At 63.8% G+C, this 17,200-nt stretch carries 17 protein-coding genes and 1 tRNA gene; 11 read left to right on the forward strand and 7 right to left on the reverse strand.

The window, feature by feature from the left end; genetic code table 11:
• Positions 1-35: 35 nt before the first annotated feature.
• Positions 36-1,559, forward strand: coding sequence for an MFS transporter (locus ACLI1Q_RS10295; protein ID WP_349883470.1), 1,524 nt, complete (start codon positions 36-38; stop codon positions 1,557-1,559).
• 68 nt (positions 1,560-1,627) lie between these two features.
• Here ACLI1Q_RS10295 and ACLI1Q_RS10300 read toward each other — a convergent pair.
• Positions 1,628-1,700: transfer RNA gene (locus tag ACLI1Q_RS10300), tRNA-Thr, on the reverse strand.
• A gap of 151 nt (positions 1,701-1,851) precedes the next feature.
• Between ACLI1Q_RS10300 and thrE the strand changes: the two genes are divergently transcribed.
• The 5 genes from thrE (at position 1,852) to otsB (ending at position 6,830) form a co-directional block, all read left to right on the forward strand.
• On the forward strand, positions 1,852-3,582 hold the full coding sequence (gene thrE / locus ACLI1Q_RS10305; protein ID WP_284849514.1) for a threonine/serine exporter ThrE: 1,731 nt from the start codon (positions 1,852-1,854) through the stop codon (positions 3,580-3,582).
• Between the two features lie 62 nt (positions 3,583-3,644).
• Positions 3,645-4,001, forward strand: a complete 357-nt coding sequence (locus tag ACLI1Q_RS10310) for a hypothetical protein (RefSeq protein ID WP_023017948.1) — start codon at positions 3,645-3,647, stop codon at positions 3,999-4,001.
• 14 nt (positions 4,002-4,015) lie between these two features.
• Positions 4,016-5,485, forward strand: coding sequence for a trehalose-6-phosphate synthase (locus tag ACLI1Q_RS10315; RefSeq protein WP_411696983.1), 1,470 nt, complete (start codon positions 4,016-4,018; stop codon positions 5,483-5,485).
• Entirely contained in the window at positions 5,485-6,060 is a 576-nt protein-coding gene (locus ACLI1Q_RS10320; RefSeq protein WP_239268385.1) for a hypothetical protein, read from the forward strand. Before ACLI1Q_RS10315 ends, ACLI1Q_RS10320 begins: the two co-directional genes overlap by 1 nt.
• Before the next feature lie 11 nt (positions 6,061-6,071).
• Complete coding sequence (otsB, locus tag ACLI1Q_RS10325; protein ID WP_239268387.1) at positions 6,072-6,830, forward strand: trehalose-phosphatase; 759 nt, start codon at positions 6,072-6,074, stop codon at positions 6,828-6,830.
• On the opposite strand, the gene ACLI1Q_RS10330 is transcribed toward otsB, so the two are convergent.
• On the reverse strand, positions 6,802-7,941 hold the full coding sequence (locus ACLI1Q_RS10330; protein WP_239268390.1) for a LacI family DNA-binding transcriptional regulator: 1,140 nt from the start codon (positions 7,939-7,941) through the stop codon (positions 6,802-6,804). The genes otsB and ACLI1Q_RS10330 overlap by 29 nt on opposite strands.
• Before the next feature lie 39 nt (positions 7,942-7,980).
• Here ACLI1Q_RS10330 and ACLI1Q_RS10335 point away from each other — a divergent pair, with 39 nt between their 5' ends.
• The 5 genes from ACLI1Q_RS10335 (at position 7,981) to ACLI1Q_RS10355 (ending at position 12,593) form a co-directional block, all read left to right on the forward strand.
• Entirely contained in the window at positions 7,981-9,006 is a 1,026-nt protein-coding gene (locus ACLI1Q_RS10335; RefSeq protein ID WP_370657779.1) for a metal ABC transporter solute-binding protein, Zn/Mn family, read from the forward strand.
• Positions 9,006-9,707 (forward strand): metal ABC transporter ATP-binding protein, encoded by a 702-nt coding sequence (locus ACLI1Q_RS10340; RefSeq protein WP_239268395.1) that lies wholly within the window; start codon positions 9,006-9,008, stop codon positions 9,705-9,707. Before ACLI1Q_RS10335 ends, ACLI1Q_RS10340 begins: the two co-directional genes overlap by 1 nt.
• Entirely contained in the window at positions 9,700-10,599 is a 900-nt protein-coding gene (locus ACLI1Q_RS10345) for a metal ABC transporter permease (protein WP_239268397.1), read from the forward strand. The genes ACLI1Q_RS10340 and ACLI1Q_RS10345 overlap by 8 nt, the downstream gene beginning before the upstream one ends.
• Before the next feature lie 11 nt (positions 10,600-10,610).
• Positions 10,611-11,441: an alpha/beta hydrolase family esterase gene (locus ACLI1Q_RS10350; protein WP_239268399.1), complete on the forward strand. Its 831-nt coding sequence runs from the start codon at positions 10,611-10,613 to the stop codon at positions 11,439-11,441.
• Positions 11,442-11,510: 69 nt separating this feature from the next.
• Positions 11,511-12,593, forward strand: a complete 1,083-nt coding sequence (locus ACLI1Q_RS10355) for an HNH endonuclease signature motif containing protein (RefSeq protein WP_239268401.1) — start codon at positions 11,511-11,513, stop codon at positions 12,591-12,593.
• Between the two features lie 187 nt (positions 12,594-12,780).
• Here the strand turns inward: ACLI1Q_RS10355 and rlmB are convergent, their stop codons facing one another.
• From rlmB to ACLI1Q_RS10380, 5 genes are read right to left on the reverse strand one after another with little or no spacing between them, the layout of a single operon-like run.
• Positions 12,781-13,731, reverse strand: a complete 951-nt coding sequence (rlmB, locus tag ACLI1Q_RS10360) for a 23S rRNA (guanosine(2251)-2'-O)-methyltransferase RlmB (protein WP_237792359.1) — start codon at positions 13,729-13,731, stop codon at positions 12,781-12,783.
• 60 nt (positions 13,732-13,791) lie between these two features.
• Entirely contained in the window at positions 13,792-15,222 is a 1,431-nt protein-coding gene (cysS, locus tag ACLI1Q_RS10365) for a cysteine--tRNA ligase (protein ID WP_023023900.1), read from the reverse strand.
• Between the two features lie 30 nt (positions 15,223-15,252).
• Positions 15,253-15,741, reverse strand: a complete 489-nt coding sequence (ispF, locus tag ACLI1Q_RS10370; protein ID WP_023023902.1) for a 2-C-methyl-D-erythritol 2,4-cyclodiphosphate synthase — start codon at positions 15,739-15,741, stop codon at positions 15,253-15,255.
• Positions 15,734-16,459, reverse strand: a complete 726-nt coding sequence (ispD, locus tag ACLI1Q_RS10375) for a 2-C-methyl-D-erythritol 4-phosphate cytidylyltransferase (protein ID WP_239268403.1) — start codon at positions 16,457-16,459, stop codon at positions 15,734-15,736. Before ispD ends, ispF begins: the two co-directional genes overlap by 8 nt.
• Entirely contained in the window at positions 16,431-17,015 is a 585-nt protein-coding gene (locus ACLI1Q_RS10380) for a CarD family transcriptional regulator (protein ID WP_005279544.1), read from the reverse strand. The genes ispD and ACLI1Q_RS10380 overlap by 29 nt, the downstream gene beginning before the upstream one ends.
• Between the last annotated feature and the right edge of the window lie 185 nt (positions 17,016-17,200).

Genomic DNA, 17,200 nt, shown 5'->3' on the forward strand with positions numbered 1-17,200 from the left:
AATTATCACACACTGATTCGCTACGGTTTCTAGCGATGAGCATCGAGTCACCTGATACTGCCACTAAGCCCCCGCACCGCGCGGCCGCGGCGCCCTCCACCCCAGCACAGCGGTGGTCCTTCTTTGCCGTGGTGTCCTTGGGGCTGCTCATGGTGGGCCTGGATAATTCCATCCTTTATACGGCACTGCCTCAGCTAACGCAGCAGCTGCACGCCACTGACATGCAGCAATTGTGGATCATCAATGCCTATACGCTGGTTCTATCGGGCTTGCTCCTCGGTACCGGCACATTAGGCGATCGCATTGGCCACCGCCTGATGTTCCTTATTGGCCTGGCCACCTTCGGCACCGCCTCCCTCGTGGCGGCTTATTCGCCCAATGCCTGGCTGCTCATCGCCGGCCGCGCCCTATTAGGTCTGGGCGCTGCCATCATGCTGCCTTCCACCCTGGCGCTTATCCGCCTGACCTTCCCCAATGAGGTTGAGCGCAATAAAGCCATTGGTATTTGGAGTTCCGTCGCCGTCGTGGGCGCTGCCGCCGGGCCCACCGTGGGTGGATTCCTCTTAGAGCATTTCTGGTGGGGCTCGGTCTTTTTGATCAACGTGCCCATCGTGGCCCTCGCCATTATCCTTACCTTCCTCCTTGGCCCGCCCAACCTGCCGAACCCGCACAAGCACTGGGATTTTCCGTCCTCGTTCTACGCGCTCATTACCCTTTCCAGCCTGGTCCTGGCCATTAAGACGGCGGCGGCCACCGAAATCAATGTCATGCTGCTGGCCTGCTCCATCGCCACCTTCTTGCTCGGCGCCGCAGCCTTTGCCCACCGGCAAAGCCGGCTTAATGATCCGCTTTTAACCTTTGACATCTTCTACTCGCCCACCTTTACCGGCGGCGTACTCACCGCCGGTGGCGCCATGTTTGGCCTTACGGGCCTTGAGCTTTTGACCACCCAAAAGCTGCAGCTTGTCGATGCCCTCTCGCCCCTCGACGCCGGCCTTTTCATCTCCGCCATGGCGGTTGCGGCCATTCCCACCGCCATTGTGGGCGGCACCGTCTTACACCGCGTGGGCTTTTTGCCCATCATCAGCGGCGGTTTCCTGAGCATGTCCATCGGCATGCTGGGCATCATCTGGGCCGACCGCGCCGATAACCTCGCGGTATTTATTACCGGCCTCATCCTCACCGGCTTAGGCGCTGGCTCCTCGATGTCCGTTTCTTCCACCGCCATCATTAACGCCGCCCCCTCCCACCGGGCAGGCATGGCCTCCGGTGTGGAGGCCGTGTCCTACGAGTTCGGTACGCTGCTCTCCATCGCCATTACCGGCTCCCTCGTGCCGCTACTGATGACGCACAAGCTTCCCGATGCCCTCGCCCCGCAAGGCACCGACGCACTCTCATCGCCGGCCACACATGACGCCGCCGCAGCCGCCTACGATTCCGCGTATTTCCTCACCGTCGGCGGGCTTGCCTGCCTGACCCTAGTCTTCGCCGCACTGACCGCCTGGTGCTTCCGCGATAACCCGAAGTCTGGGACGCTGTCTGCGCAAAGTGGCGGGTAAATAGCCACCTGGCTGACTTGTAAACTTTTACCCCCTAACTGTTTGTGCAGCTAGGGGGTAATTTTTTGAGCTGGAGACGAGACTTGAACTCGCAACCTACGCATTACAAGTGCGTTGCGCTACCAATTGCGCCACTCCAGCACCGCGGATTTCTTCCGCTCGTTGCATGGTACCCGAGGACCTCGCCCAAGGGGAAAGCCGGTCCCCCTTGTATGCATTTGCGCCCCACAAGGGTTAGAGTTCAGGCTGAAATTATTACTAGTGTCCCACCGCTTTTTCGAGGGTTATTTTCGTGTCACTACTGTCCGCTATGCGGGAGCGCCTGCACGCATCCGCAGGCCAAGTCGCCATCATTGACGCGGCCAAAGCCGCACCCCCACCATCGCCACTCGCCCCGGTCGATCTGACCGATGCCGCCCAGGTCACGGGCGTGATGGAGATTGCCGCGCGCATCGGCGAGCTGCTTATTAGCGCCGGATCCGCCAACTCGGATGCCCGCGCGCAGGTGCACCTGGCGGCGTCGTCGTACGGTTTGCACTACTGCCATGTGGATATCTTGATGAATACCATCACCATCCACACCGCGATCGGCACGGGCGATAAGCGCCAGAACCTCCACGTCTTTCGCGTGGTGCCGGATGTAGGCGTGAACTTTTCCAAGCTTTCGGAAGTAGACCGGCTCATCCGCGATATCCACTCCGGTAAGGTCCCGCCCGCGATGGCGGAAAAGCGCCTGGATGACATCGATCGCATGCCGGCGCCGTATAAGCCGTCTACGGTGATGCTCGGTTGGGGCGGCATGGGTGGCCTGATTTCCATGATGCTCGGCGGCGATCTCCTCGTGGGCGTCGTTGCCTTCGTGGTCTCTGCGCTGATTATGGGGCTTAATGACTGGTTGGCTAATTACCGCCTGCCGCCCTTTTATCAAAACGTCGTCGGCGGCTTCTTGGCCGTCTTCCCAGCGGCGATTTTGTATAACGTGGCCGCAGCCTTCGGCATTAGCATGTCGCCGGCGCAGATTATTGCGTCCGGAATCATCGTGCTGGTGGCGGGACTGACGCTGGTGCAGGCGCTTGTCGATGGCATCACGCGCTCCCCCGTGACCTCTTCCGCGCGCTTTTTCACTGCGCTGTTATCAACGGGCGCGATCATCGCCGGCGTGGGTGTGGGCATCCAGCTGGCCTCCGCCATGGGCTTTGATCTGCCCCCGATGGGTACCTTGGCGCCGCCGGTTTATCACAAGATTCCCCTTTTGGTGCTGCTCGGCGGTACGGGTTCGGCCGCATTCGCGCTGGCCTGCGGGGCTAATTGGATAGAAATTATCCTCTCGGGGCTCACTGCGGCCGCCGGTATGGTTTTCTACTACTTCGTGGTCGTGCCCTTCGGCGTCGGCCCGGTCATTGCCTCCGGCATATCCGCCATCGTGGTGGGCCTGGCCGGCGGTTTGATGTCGCGCCGGTGGGGCATCCCGCCGCTCATTACGATGATCGTGGGCTATACGCCCATGCTGCCGGGCCTCATGCTGTACCGCGGCATGTACGCCTCCATCAACGAGCAGATGATTACCGGCTTTACCAACCTAGCCACCGCGCTGGCCATCTCCGGCGCGCTGGCAGCCGGCGTCGTTTTTGGCGAGCGCGTCGCCCGCCGCCTGCGCCGCCCGAAGTACTTCCGCCCGTACTCCGCCTTCAAGCGCATCGGCCGGTTCTCCTTCCACAAGGCAACTCACCTGGCACGCAGGGCCCCGCGCATCCCGCGCGTGCCGATGTCCCCCTTTGCTCCCCGCGTCAACCGCCCCGAATTGCCGCCCACGCTGGGGCCAAAGCCGCCACAACACGCGCAGGCTCAGCAGCACGCGCCGGGGACCACTCCGGCGGAAGATTTGTGGCCGGCAGACTCCCAGTGGCCGGCCCAGCCGCAAGAAACTGAGCGCACCACCTATACGGTGCCCGGGCAGAAATCGCCTGCGCCTGAGGAATCCGATCACACCAAGCCCGGCGGGGAGGAACCCAAGGAGCCCTAAACGCCGCCGGTAGCGTACAATATTTAGCCTGATAGCTTTCCCAACATTCAGGAGGACTCGCCGTGCCACCCAAGGTCCAAGACACGCACCCACAGGCAGAACAAGACATTGCCCTGGCAGAGGAAACCGCCCGTGCCGCCCGCCGCGTGGTGGCCACCTACTCCCAAGACTTCTTGGACGGCGTGACCTTGATGTCCATGCTGGGTGTCGAGCCGAAGGGCCTGGTGCACAAGAAAGTATTGGCGGAACAAGCCGATGCCGCGCCGAAGAAGTCCACGAAGAAGGCCACCAAGAAGTCGACGTCCAAGGCCTCGAAGAAGTCCACTAAAAAGTCGACCAAGAAGACCACCAAGGCGGCCAAAAAGTCCACCAAAAAGTCGACAAAGAAAGCAACAAAGAAGTCGACCAAGAAGTCTTAAGCTAGTCTTGGACTATGAGTGAGCGCGGCAATGACTTCGTAGTAGTGGCAAACCGCCTGCCGGTAGATTTAACTACCGCGGCCGATGGCAGTCAGGAGTGGACGGCCTCGCCGGGCGGTCTGGTCACCGCGCTCTCACCGGTGCTCGAAGCGCACCAGGGCTGCTGGGTGGGGTGGCCCGGCGTTGCCGATGCCGCGCCCGAACCCTTCCGCACCGAGGCCGGGGTGTTATTGCACCCGGTCAAACTTACCGAGGCCGATTTTGAGGCCTTCTACGAGGGCTTTTCCAATGCCACGCTGTGGCCGCTCTACCACGATCTCATCGTCACCCCTGCCTATCACCGCGACTGGTGGGATGCCTACCGCGAGGTCAACCTCCGCTTCGCGGACGAGGTAGCCCTCGTGGCCGCAGAAGGCGCGACGGTCTGGGTGCAGGACTATCAGCTGCAGTTATTGCCGGGCATCCTGCGGCAAATGCGCCCCGATCTCACCATTGGGTTCTTCCTGCACATCCCCTTCCCCTCCCCCGATCTCTTCCGGCAGCTGCCCTGGCGGGAGGAAACGGTGCGCGGCATCTTAGGCGCTGATCTCATTGGCTTCCATTTGGAGGCCAATGCCCGCAATTTCTTGGAATTGGTCCGCCGCCAAGGCCTCGAGGTGCGCGGGGAGGCCACCACCCGCGATGTCACCGCCCATATCCGCCTCCCCGGGGGCCGCACCGTGGGCGTGGGCGCGTTCCCCATTTCCATTGCCGCGCAGGATTTCGGCCAGTTTAGCGCCGAGGATGAACGCCGCGTGGCCCAATTGCGCGAGGACTTGGGCAGCCCCAAGCGCATCATTTTGGGCGTGGATCGCCTCGATTACACCAAGGGCATCCTGCAGCGCCTGACCGCCTTCGAGGAGCTCTTGGAAACCGGCGCCTTGGATCCGGAAGAGGTCACCTTGGTGCAGCTGGCCACACCCTCGCGCGAGCGCCTTGATCATTACAAGGCCACCCGCTCCCAGGTGGAAGAGGCCGTCGGCCGCATCAACGGCCGCTTTTCCCGCATGGGCCACCCCGTGGTGCACTACCAGCACCGCGGCGTGCCCAAGGATGTGCTGCGCTGCTATTACCGCATGGCCGACATCATGCTGGTCACCCCCTTTAAGGACGGCATGAACCTCGTAGCCAAGGAGTTCGTGGCCTGCCACGACGACGGTTCTGGCGCCCTAGTGCTCTCGGAATTCGCCGGCGCCGCCGCGGAGCTGGATGAGGCCTACCTGTGCAACCCCTTCGATATCGAGTCCGTCAAGCGCGTCTTGCTTAACGCAGTGCGGGCGCTTTCCGATGCCCCCTCCACCATGACCCAGCGCATGCTCACCATGCACGATCAGGTCATAAGCCACGATGTGCAGCTGTGGTCGCAGTCCTTTTTGGGCTGCCTGCGCGCCGTTCGGACCGAATCCGCCTCGCAAGCTCCCGACTCACACGGAAAGGACTCCTAATGCCTCTTTCCCTCCCCCGCGTACGCACGGCCGGAGCGGCCGGTGCGGGTACACCCGCTGTGCACAGAGGCGTCGGCAAGCATGCTGTCACCGTGGCCGCGCTGGGTGCCGTCACCCTGCTTGCCGCCTGCGGTTCCGAGGACGATGCCCCACGGCCCGCGGGTGATGACCGGATCGTGGACAAGCAGTGGCAGGTCGTCTCCATCAACACCGCGCCGGATGCAGCATCCACCATCCCAGAGTCGATTCCTCACGCGCCGGAATTTAGCTTCGGCGAATCCACCTTGGTGGGCACCACCGGCTGCACCCGCCTTGCGGCCCGGCTGACCTACACCACCGATGACGAGCGCGAGAATATTCGCGATGGCAACAAGCTGCACTTCGATGAGGTCAAATACGACGACACCGATGAGGACTGCGAAGGCAGTTCCGTGTGGGCCGATAACCTGCTGCGCAACCTCATTACCTCGGATAATGATTTTATCTACACCGTAAATAGCAATAACCAGCTCATCCTGGAGCTCGATACCGATGAGGTAGATTCGCCCTCCATCAAGCTGGTCTCCGGCGCGTAGCATGGGATGCCATGACGCTTTCTACCACCATTAAGGCCTTGGCCGCGGCAGAAGAGCTCGCCGTGGTTTCTGATTTTGACGGTACGCTGGCCCCGATTGCCGCCGACATTTATGACGTGGAAATCAACGCCGATGCCGCCCGCGCCCTCAACCACTTGGCCCACCTGCCGCGCACCACGGCCGCGGTGCTGTCTGGGCGCCACCTCGAGGGTCTGCAGCGCGTGTGTCCCCTGCGCGAGCCCGTCCTCTTCGGTGGCTCCCACGGCGCCGAGTCCTCCTGGCAGCAGACCGAGCTCACCCCCGCCATGCGCGAGCACCTTGCGCGCAAGGAGGAAGAAATCCGCGGCATCGTAGACCGCTTCCCCGGCGCAGAGCTGGAGGTCAAGCCCTTCCAGCGCGTGCTGCACCTGCGCTCGCTCGAGCTGGGCAACCCGGAGCAGGCCGCGGCCGCCTATGAGGCGGGTCTGGCGCTAGATACCGCCGGTTTCCCGCGCACCGCCGGCAAGTCCGTGATCGAGTTTTCTGCCACCACCGCCACCAAGGGCACGTGGCTGGAGGCCCTTCGCGAGCGCACCGGCGCCACCGCCATGGTCTTCTTGGGCGATGACGTCACCGATGAGCACGGCTTCCGCGCCCTCCACCAGCCGCCAGACGTGGGCGTCAAGGTGGGCGAGGGCGACTCCATCGCCGCCGTGCAGCTTGCCGATGTCGACGCCGTCGCCCACTTCCTCACCGAGCTGGCTACCGCCCGCGCGGCCGCGGTGCAATAACCGACTTACCCGGCGCGAACCGCGTCTGCAACACCCGCCGCGGCACCTCCTCCGCTTCTTCGGCGCCGACCTTCGCGCTGCCTGCACCGGCAGAATCACTTGTCGCGCTAGCGATGAGCTTTTCCAGCATGTGGCCGGCCGCGGCGCCCTTCGCCTTATTGGGCTGGATAACGGTAGCCAGGTCGAGGCGCTGCGCCGCATCGATGCCGTCAAAGCCGGTCACGGATAAATCTTCTGGCACGCTCAGCCCGCGCTCGCGGGCATAGGCCAGCACGCCGAGCGCCATGGAGTCGGTCGTGCACAGCACGGCCGTAAGCTCCGGGTGCGCCTCGAGCAGGAGCTCGGCGGCGGCGCGGGTGGTGTGGGCATCGTTAATGTGCTGCGTGACCACGGGCACGGACTCGGGCGCGATGCCCGCCTCGGCGAAGACGTCGAGCGCGCCCATCACCCGCGAGCGCTGCACGTGCATCTCCGCATCCTGGACTTCCTGCCAGGAAATCGGGCCGTCGTGGCGCTGCAGGCGCAGGCGGATGGCGAGGATGCCGATGTGGCGATGCCCGGCATCGATAAGCGCACGCGCCGCCGGGGCAATCGCCGCGCGATCATCAATGCCCACGAACGGCAGCCCCGCATCGGTGGGCTGATCGCAGACCACCAGCGGCAGGCCCCGGCCCCGCGCGGCCGCGAGGTAGGCATCGCCCGCGGCGACCGAATAGACCACGAAGCCATCGACCGCGGCCGAACCCACCAGGCTGGTCGCCTCCGCCTCGCCTTCTGGGCCGGCGGGAATCAGCGTCAGCGTAGTCTGAGCGCCTGCCGATGCCTCCGCCATGCCCGCCAAGAAATCCACCGACGCCATGTCTTCGAAGGCATAGGACAGGTGCTCGGTCAGCAGCACTCCCACCGACCCGGCGCGGCGGGTACGCAGGCTGCGCGCCGTGGGATCGGGCCCCGGGTAACCGCGCGCCTTGGCCGCCGCCAAAATGCGCTGCCTCGTCGCCGAGGAGAGCTGGTCAGGGCGGCTATAGGCATTGGATACGGTTGTGCGCGAAACGCCCAACTCCGCGGCGAGGGAGGCCAATGTCTTCCGGGTGGGGCTGCGTTTAACCATGCCTGTTACCTTACCCTGCACCCCACCGCCCGATTTTCAGTGCATGTTCAATTGACAACGATTGCCAGCAAACGCACACTGGAGGGTATGCACACGTCATTACGCGCAACAACAGCCCTACTCGCAGCAAGTGGCCTCCTATTTACCGCCGCATGCTCTACAGATTCCGATTCTGGATCCGGAACCGACTCTGGTTCCGGCGACTCCGGTGATAAGAAGATTTCCATCGTCGCCTCTACCTCCATCTGGGCCGATGTTGCCCAGGCCGTGGCCGATACCGCCTCCGGCATCGACATCGAGGTCGAGCCCATCGTGGAGGGCAATGACACCGACCCCCACCACTTCGAGCCCACCGCGGCCGATGTAGCCAAGGCCAACGACGCCGACATGCTCGTGGTCAACGGCGGCGGCTACGACGCCTGGATCTACCAGGCCGTCTCCGATCAGGACAACATCATTTCCGCCCTGCCGCTGACGGACCACGGCAAGCTGGACGAGGACCCCGATGTCATGACCATCGATGCCGCGAAGGCCACCGCCAAGGATGACCCGGACAAGGTCACTAATATCGAGGGCAACGAGCACATCTGGTACGACCCCGCCGCCCTGGAGGAGGTCGCCGGATCCATCGCGGACCAGATCAACGAGAAGTACTCCGACGCCGGTGCCACTACCGAGAAGATCGACTCCCACGTGGACCAGCTGCGCGATAAGCTCAAGGAGCTTCCCGATGGCCTGAATTACGCCCAAACCGAGCCCATCGCCGATTACCTCATGAAGTACACCGACGGCAAGGACGTCACCCCCGAGGGCTACCGCAAGGCCACCATCTCCGAGGGCGAGCCCGCTACTGCCGATGTCGCCGCCTTCATCAAGGCCATCGACGATGGCGAGGTCGATCTCCTCATCTTCAACCCCCAGACCGAAACCGATACCGCCGGCCGCATCAAGTCCGCCGCAGAGGACGACGACGTCGATATCGTAGAAATCGGCGAAACCCCGCCGGATGGCAAGAAGTTCTGGGAATACTACGACGAAGTCACGAGCAAGCTGGGGAAGCACTAGTGCTCGTTGAATTCCATGAGGCCGCAGTAGACCCACTGTGGTCGCAGCTTAATCTCGCCGTGGACCGCGGCGAGTTTATCGCCGTTTTAGGCCCCAATGGCGTGGGCAAGTCCACCCTGCTGGGCACCATCCTCGGCACCCGCACGCTGACCAGCGGCCGCGTCGACGTCAACTGCCGGGTCGGGTTCATCCCCCAGCAGCGCATGTTCCCCGCTGACCTTCCCCTGCGCGCCCGCGACCTCGTGTCGCTCTCCGTGGCGCACGGGGTATTCCGCCACCGGCACCCACCCCGTGGACGGGTGGACGAGCTTTTGGAAGAGGTGGGGGCCACGGGGCTGCGGGACCGGCGCGTCGGCCAGCTATCCGGCGGCCAGCAGCAGCTCATCCGCCAGGCCCAAGCCCTGGCCAATGACCCGGACCTCATTCTTGCCGATGAGCCCCTGCTCTCTCTCGACCCCGCCCGGCAAAACGCCACGGTCAACAAGCTGGACTCGCTGCGCCGCGAGCGCGGGACGTCCATCGTCTTTGTCACCCACGGCATCAACCCCGTGCTCGGGGTGACGGATAAGGTCCTCTACATCGCGCCCAATGGCCACACCTTCGGCCCAGTCGATGAGGTCATGCGCTCCGAGGTGCTTTCAGAGCTGTACGGTTCCAAGGTCAATGTCTTAAACGTCGACGGGAGGCTCATCGTTGTCTAATTACTGGGAAGATACCCAATACCTGCTCAGCGTGGACTTCGTGCAGTCCTCGCTCATCGCCTCCGCGCTGCTGGGCATCTTGTCTGGCGTGATGACCTCGCTCATCGTGCTGCGCCAGATGTCCTTTTCCGTCCACGCCACCTCTGAGCTGGCGCTCATGGGCGCCTCCGCGGCGCTGCTCTTCGGCCTCAACCTGGGCTTCGGTGCGGTCGCCGGCGCCATCGTCGCCGCCATCATCCTGGCCATGCTGGGCTTTAAGGGCCAACAAGACAGCGCCATCGGCGTGGTCATGAGCTTTGGCCTGGGCCTCTCGGTGCTGTTTTTACACCTCTACCCCGGCAATTCCAATACGGCGATGACGCTTCTGACCGGCCAAATCGTCGGCGTATCCTCCGCCTCGGTATGGCTGCTAGCCGCCACCACGGTCATCATCGTCGCCGCCGTCGGCTTCCTCTGGCGGCCCATGCTCTTTGCCTCCGCCGATCCTGATATGGCCCGCGCCGCCGGCGTGCCCACCCGCGCCATCTCCGTCGCCTTCGCCGTCCTCGTCGGCCTCGCCGCAGCGCAGTCGGTGCAAATCGTCGGCTCGCTGCTCGTCATGGCGCTGCTTATCACCCCCGGCGCGGCGGCGGTACAGATCACCTCCTCGCCCCTGCGCGCGGTGCTGTGGTCCACCATCTTCGCCGAGGTCTCCGCCGTGGGCGGTTTCATCCTCTCCCTCGCCCCAGGCCTGCCGGTTTCCGTCTTCGTGACCACCATTTCCTTTGTGATCTACCTGGTGTGCCGGTTCATCGGCTGGCGGCAGGGCAAGCGCGCCATCCGCGATGAGGTAGCGGCCAAGCATTTCCACGCCGATAACCGCACCGCCGCAGAGGCCCACCACGCCGACTAAACTCGGCGGGCATGCATATTCATCGCCGCACCGCGGATGTGGCTGGCCACACCCGCCGCTTCATCGTCATCGAGCCCGAGAACCTCGGACCCCAGCCGGATCTGCTGCTGTTTTTCCACGGCTCCCACCAGTCCGCCAACGTTATTCGCCGCTTTACCAACGGCACGGTGGACGCGCTTGCCGATGCCACCAATACCCTCATCGTCTACCCCGATGGCATCGACCACCATTTCAACGACACCCGCGCCAACCTGCCGGTCCGCGCCCGCGAGCTCGGGGTGGATGACGTTGCCTTTAGCACCTTCCTCATCGAGACCATGCAGCGCGAGTACTCCACCGCGCGCACCTTCGCCGCCGGCTATTCCAATGGCGGGCAAATGGTGCTGCGCCTGCTTTACGATGCCCCCTTTACCCTCACCGGCGCCTGCGTCTTCGCCTCCACGCTGGGCGAAGGTTCCAACCACGCGCCCACCCACCCCGATGACTACCGGCCTACCCCGCTGCTGTTTATCCACGGCACCGAAGATCTGATTGCGCCCTATGATGGCGGGCTTGCCGGCATCGATGGGCAGCAAACCCACGGGTGCGTGCTTTCTGCCCCCGCCACCGCGGAGCACTTCGCGCTGGCCAATGGCTGCCGCCCGCCCCGCGAAACCCAGCCCATACCCGGGATAACCTCCACCTACTACGACGGCGACTACCCCGTGGAGCTCTGGACCATGGAGGGCCTCGGGCACGTGATTCCCTCTAGCAAAGAAACGCCGGCGAGCATAGGACCAAATACGGATTCCTTCAATGCTGTGGATAAAGTCCGCGAATTTTTCGGCTTAGGTGACGCTTAAGGGTAGTTGTCCACAGGGAGGTGGGGCATCGGCTAGCGCGGGCTTGCGGGGCTTCTTAGTCTCTGGGGCATGAACGCGCTGCAGACATTTCTCAAAGGCCTGGCACCCGGCATGGATATCATCGCCGACTGCCACGGCCTCTCGCTGCACGCGCTGATTGCGGCCGGGTGCCCCGATACCACCGCCACCCGACTGCTCACGCTTGCCGAGACCTACTTCGGCACCACCGCCTTCCGCCGCCAGCAGCGCGAATCCATCGCCGCCAGCCGCGCCAACGGGCACAGCCTGACGGCCCTGCTCACCATCGAGCGCCACGCCGCCAAGCTGAAGAAGAAGCGCGATGCCTGGGCGCTGCGGCGCGAATTGTGTGGGATGAAGGGGAAGGTCTCGGATATTGATAAGCGGGGCCGCGCCCGCGTCAAGGAGCTCAAGGGGCCCGTCAAGCGCCAGCCCGGCGTGAAGATTTATCGCCGCGCCGACGGCCCCTGGACCATGTCCATTACCGGCCCGTCCGCCGATATCGCCGATATGCACGCCGCGATTAATAAAGATGCCCCGCTTGCTTCTGTGCAGAATATCTTCCACGGCGAGGCCGCCGCCCGCCCCAGCGTGACGACCAATGTCGTGCTTCGCCTCGACGAGCTCGATCGCATCGTCGATTTCGGCTCCGGCTCCACTGCTGGTTCAAACTCCAACGTCAGCGCTGACTCTGGTCCTGGCTCTGCCCATAGCGCCGACTCCCAGGGCGATATCGTGGTCCAGCTGACCAATGGCGCCACGATGACCGGCGCCGAGCTGGTGCGACGGGTATTTACTGAGCACGGCTACGTCACGCTCATCCACCCAGTGGAAGGTCCGGTCAACCTCTACCGCACCTCGCGCTTTGCTTCTGCAAAGCAACGCCTGATGGCAGCGGCCGAAAACCCGGTCTGCCCGTGGCCGGAGTGCCGCTACCCCGCCGATGAATGCCAGGTTCACCACCTCAATGCCTGGAAAAATGGCGGCGAAACTAACCCGGGAAACTTGACCATCGCCTGTCCGTACCACAATGGCGTGAACGACGATGATCCCAATGCCCCGCCCCTGCGCGGGCACTTAGCCCGGGTCGACGGAACCATCCGGTGGCTGCCACCCTGGGCAGATAATGGTTAAATTGTTGTGTGCCACAACGATTCGCACTGAGAAGGTTGTGCCTCGCAAAGACCCAGCGCGCCTTTGACACTAGCTGCGCCGACAACCGCACCGGCGGCTGAGGAGGCGATTCTGTGCGCTCGACTTTGCCAGCACCGAACGTGGATGGCGCTTATCCGTCGCGGCGAGCTGGCGCAGCGGAAATGGGTTATTTTTCGGCGGCGCGGCGTTGGCGTGCGAACTCGGATAGCACCGAACCCGCAGCGACGGAGGCGTTGAGGGACTCAACCCACCCGGTCATGGGGATGGACATGAGGACGTCGCAGGTCTCGCTGACCAAACGCGAAATGCCCTTGCCCTCGGAGCCGATGACGATGACGACGGGATCCGTGCCGCCTTCATAGGTATCCAGCGTGTGATCGCCACCGGCATCGAGGCCGACGACCTGGTAGCCGTTTTTCTGGAATTCCTTCACGGTGCGGGTGATATTCGTTGCGCGGGCGACCGGCAAACGGGCAGCGGTGCCAGCCGAGGTGCGCCACGCCACCGCGGTGACAGAAGCCGAACGGCGCTCTGGAATGATCACGCCATCGCCGCCGAAAGCGGCCACGGAACGGATGACGGCGCCCAGGTTGCGCGGGTCGGTGATGTTATCCAGGATGACGAACATGCCGGGGCGCGGGTTCTCGGCGGCGTTGGCAATCAAATCCTCCACCGCTGCGTACTTATATGGCGGTATCTGCAAGCCGATGCCCTGGTGCATGCCATTTCCCGTCATGCGGTCCATCTCGTGGCGCTGGACCTCGATGATGGGGATATTGCGGGTATTGCACATGGACACGGCCTCAGAAAGCCGCTTATCGTTGCGCGTTCCGGCAGCGATGTAGAGCGTGGTGGCCGGCACCTTGGCGTGCAAACACTCGATGACCGGGTTGCGGCCCACCACCATCTCTGCGGTTTCTTTCTGGTGGCGCCCAGAGTTGCGGCGCTCGCGCTCCAGCTTCGCCTTGTGCTTGGCGTGGTAGACGCGGTCCTCGGCCTTCGGGGTGGGTCCCTTGCCTTCTAGGCCCTTGCGACGCTGCCCGCCGGAGCCTTTGGTAGCGCCCTTCTTATTCGTCTTGCGGATGCCCGCGCCACCGCGGCCATGGGTTCGTGCCATCGTTTCAGTCCTTTCGAGGAAACCGTTCAATAACCAGCGAAAATAACAGCGGAAAGCTGTCTAGCGCTGGGTCAACGACCACGTGGGGCCGTCTGGGGTATCGGTAATGGTGATGCCGGCGGCGGTGAGGCGGTCACGCACGGCATCGGCAGTAGCGAAGTCTTTTTCCGCGCGGGCCTGCGTGCGCCGTTCCAGTTCTGCCTGGACCAGCGCATCGAGCGCCGCGTCTGCTCCGCTAGCTTCGCCTCCATCTTCCCACTCCAGCGGGTCAAATCCAAGTACGTGCGCCATCCCGCGCACCTGAGCGGCCTTCGCGCGGGCGGCGTCCTCGTCCCCGGCGGCCAGGTCCTTATTGCCCGCGCGCACGGTGGTGTGGATAGCGGCCAAAGCCTTCGGCACGGCGATATCATCGTTCATGGCGTCCTCAAAGTCCGGCGTCCAGTCGCCACGTTCGACGCCTGCAAAGCGCTTGACGAAGCCCTCAATACGCCGGTAGCCCGCCGCCGCCTCCGTCAGGGCGGATTCGGAGTATTCCAGCACGGAGCGGTAATGCGCAGAACCCAGGTAGTAGCGCAGCTCCACCGGGCGCACGAGCTCCAGCATGTTCGAGATGGAAAGCACGTTGCCGAGCGATTTCGACATCTTCTCGCCGGCCATGGTCACCCAGTGGTTGTGCATCCAGTAATTGGCGAACTTATCGCCTGCCGCGTGCGATTGCGCGATCTCGTTTTCGTGGTGCGGGAATTGCAGGTCCAAACCGCCGCAGTGGATATCGAAATTGGAGCCCAGGTAGTACGTCGACATGGCGGAGCACTCGAGGTGCCAGCCCGGGCGGCCGCGACCCCACGGGGTGGGCCAGCTCGGCTCGCCCGGCTTGGCGGCCTTCCACAGGGCGAAGTCGAGCGGGCTGCGCTTGCCCGCGTTGTCTGACTCGCCCTGTTCCATCTCCTCGACGCGGTTGCCAGACAGCGCACCGTAGTCGGATCCCTCCGCCTTGGTCCAGGCCTCGACGTCAAAGTACACGGATCCGGCCGCGCCATCGGTCTGCGGGGTGGCCTCGGCGTCTTGGGCGGGAACGGGGTAGGCAAAGCCGGCGTCGATAAGCCGCTGCATGTACTCGACCATCTGGGTGACAAACCCCGTCGCGCGCGGCTCCACGGACGGCGGGAGCACGCCGAGCAGGTTATAGGCCTTGGTGAACTCGCGCTCGTAGGTGGACACCCACTCCCACCAGGGGCGATTATTCTCGGCGGCCTTGGTGAGGATCTTGTCATCGATATCGGTGACATTGCGAACGAGCGCGACGTCATAGCCTTGCGCGAGCAGCCAGCGGCGCAGGATATCGAAAGCCACGCCGGAGCGCAGGTGCCCGATATGCGGCTGCGCCTGCGGAGTGGCGCCACACAAGTAGATGGAGGCGTGGCCGGGGCGGATCGGCTCGAAGTCGCGTTGGCTGCGGGTGGCTGTGTCAAAAATGCGCAAAGTACTCACGCCCCCAGTCTAAATCACCCGTGCGCGGGGTTAGTGTTGGCGCCGCCAGACAACGGCCGTTGCCACCGCCGCGCGGCCCTCTTTGCGGCCAGTAAAGCCCAAATGGTCGGTCGTGGTGGCGGAAATGGACACATCAGCGCCGAGGATTTCCGAAAGCACGGCCTCGGCTTCCTCGCGGCGCGGGCCCATCTTCGGCGTCTGGCCAATGAGCTGGGCGGCGGCATTGCCGATGATAAAACCTTCCGCTTCCAGCAGCTCACGGCACTCGCGCAGGAGCTGGGCGCCGGACACACCGTCGTATTCGGGCCGGCCCACCCCCACGAAAGAGCCGAGATCGCCGAGGTGGGAGGCGGAGAGGAGGGCATCGACAAGCGCGTGGGCTACGACGTCGCCGTCGGAGTGGCCTTCGCAGCCGGGGGTGTCATCGAAAAGCAGCCCGGCAATCCAACAGGGCTTGCCGGCTTCGATCTGGTGGGCGTCGGTCGCGATGCCGACGCGGGGAATGATGGGCTCAGTCATGCTGCTCCTCTGCAAGGGCGTGGGCCAGGGTCAGGTCCGTGGGGGTGGTGATTTTGAAGGCGAGGAAATCGCCCGGCACGGTCTCCACGCGCTGGCCGTGCCATTCCATGAGGCTGGCGTCGTCCGTGGCGGTGAAATCCGGCTGCTCGCGCCAATAATCCAGGTTGGCCTGGCGCAGCGCGGCGAGGCGGAAACCCTGCGGGGTCTGCACGGCGCGCAGGCGGGCGCGATCAGGGGTGCCAACCACGGCGTTACCGGCGACTTCCTTGATGGTGTCGGTCACGGGAACCACCGGCACAACGGCGGGCGCGCCGACAAGAACGCGCCGCGCCACGCGCTCGACCATCGCGGTGGGCGTGAGCGCGCGGGCTGCATCGTGGATGAGCACCACAGCATCCTCGTCCGGAATGGCCTGCAGCCCGGCCCAGATCGAATCGGCGCGCTCGCCTCGCCCATGCACCAGGCGCACCGGGATATCTGCGCCCACGCGCTTGACGATGCCCCCAGCTTCCCCCTCCATGGCCGGGCTCACCACCGCGATGACCTCGTCCACGAGGCCGGAGCGGGCCATGGTGCGCACGGATCGCTCCAAGAGGGTGCGGCCACGAAGTTCGACGTAGGCCTTGGGCACCTCCGCACCGAGGCGGGTGCCTTGCCCGGCCGCGGCGATTAAGGCGATAACGCGGGGTTTAGTCTTCGTCGTCGAAGGAGAGGTCATCGAGATCGATGTCGTTGTCGATATCGGTGGTAATGGACTGGTCATCGACTAGACCTGCGGCGCGGTGGCGCTCGATGGTGGCGTCGATTTCTTCCATCATGGTATCGGCTTTTTTATCATCGACCGGCTGCGCCAGCGCCAGCTCGCCCACCAAGATGGTGCGGGCCTTGCCCAGCATGCGCTTCTCGCCGGCGGACAGGCCGCGGTCCTGATCGCGGCGCCACAGATCGCGCACCACCTCTGCGACCTTGTTGATATCGCCGGAAGCCAGGCGCTCCTGGTTGGCCTTGTAGCGGCGGGACCAGTTGCCGGCCTCTTCCACGTCCTCATCGCGCAGCACGGAGAAAACCTTTTCTAGGCCCTCCTTGCCCACGACATCGCGCACGCCGACGTTATCCGCATTCTTCTTGGGCACGCGGACGACGAGATCGGATTGGTTAATGTGCAGCACGAGGTATTCCAGCTCTTCGCCGCCCATTTCGCGGGTTTCGATATCCTCGATGACCGCCGCGCCGTGGTGCGGGTAGACGACGACCTCGCCGACCTTATATTCCATTGCCACTCCTTATAATCCCGTGAATATGCCGATAACTAAGGCCGCTATTTTATCACGCGCGACATGCCTACCACCGGATGCCCCCGATTACCCCCACGGACTACCCGCTAGGTTAGCGAGAAACTGTGTACTTTATATCGAAAGGGACTAGGCTAAAGATTTGATAAGTCCTGAGATCGCAATTG

This window comes from Corynebacterium limaceinasi, from assembly GCF_046717465.1.
Lineage (GTDB): Bacteria > Actinomycetota > Actinomycetes > Mycobacteriales > Mycobacteriaceae > Corynebacterium.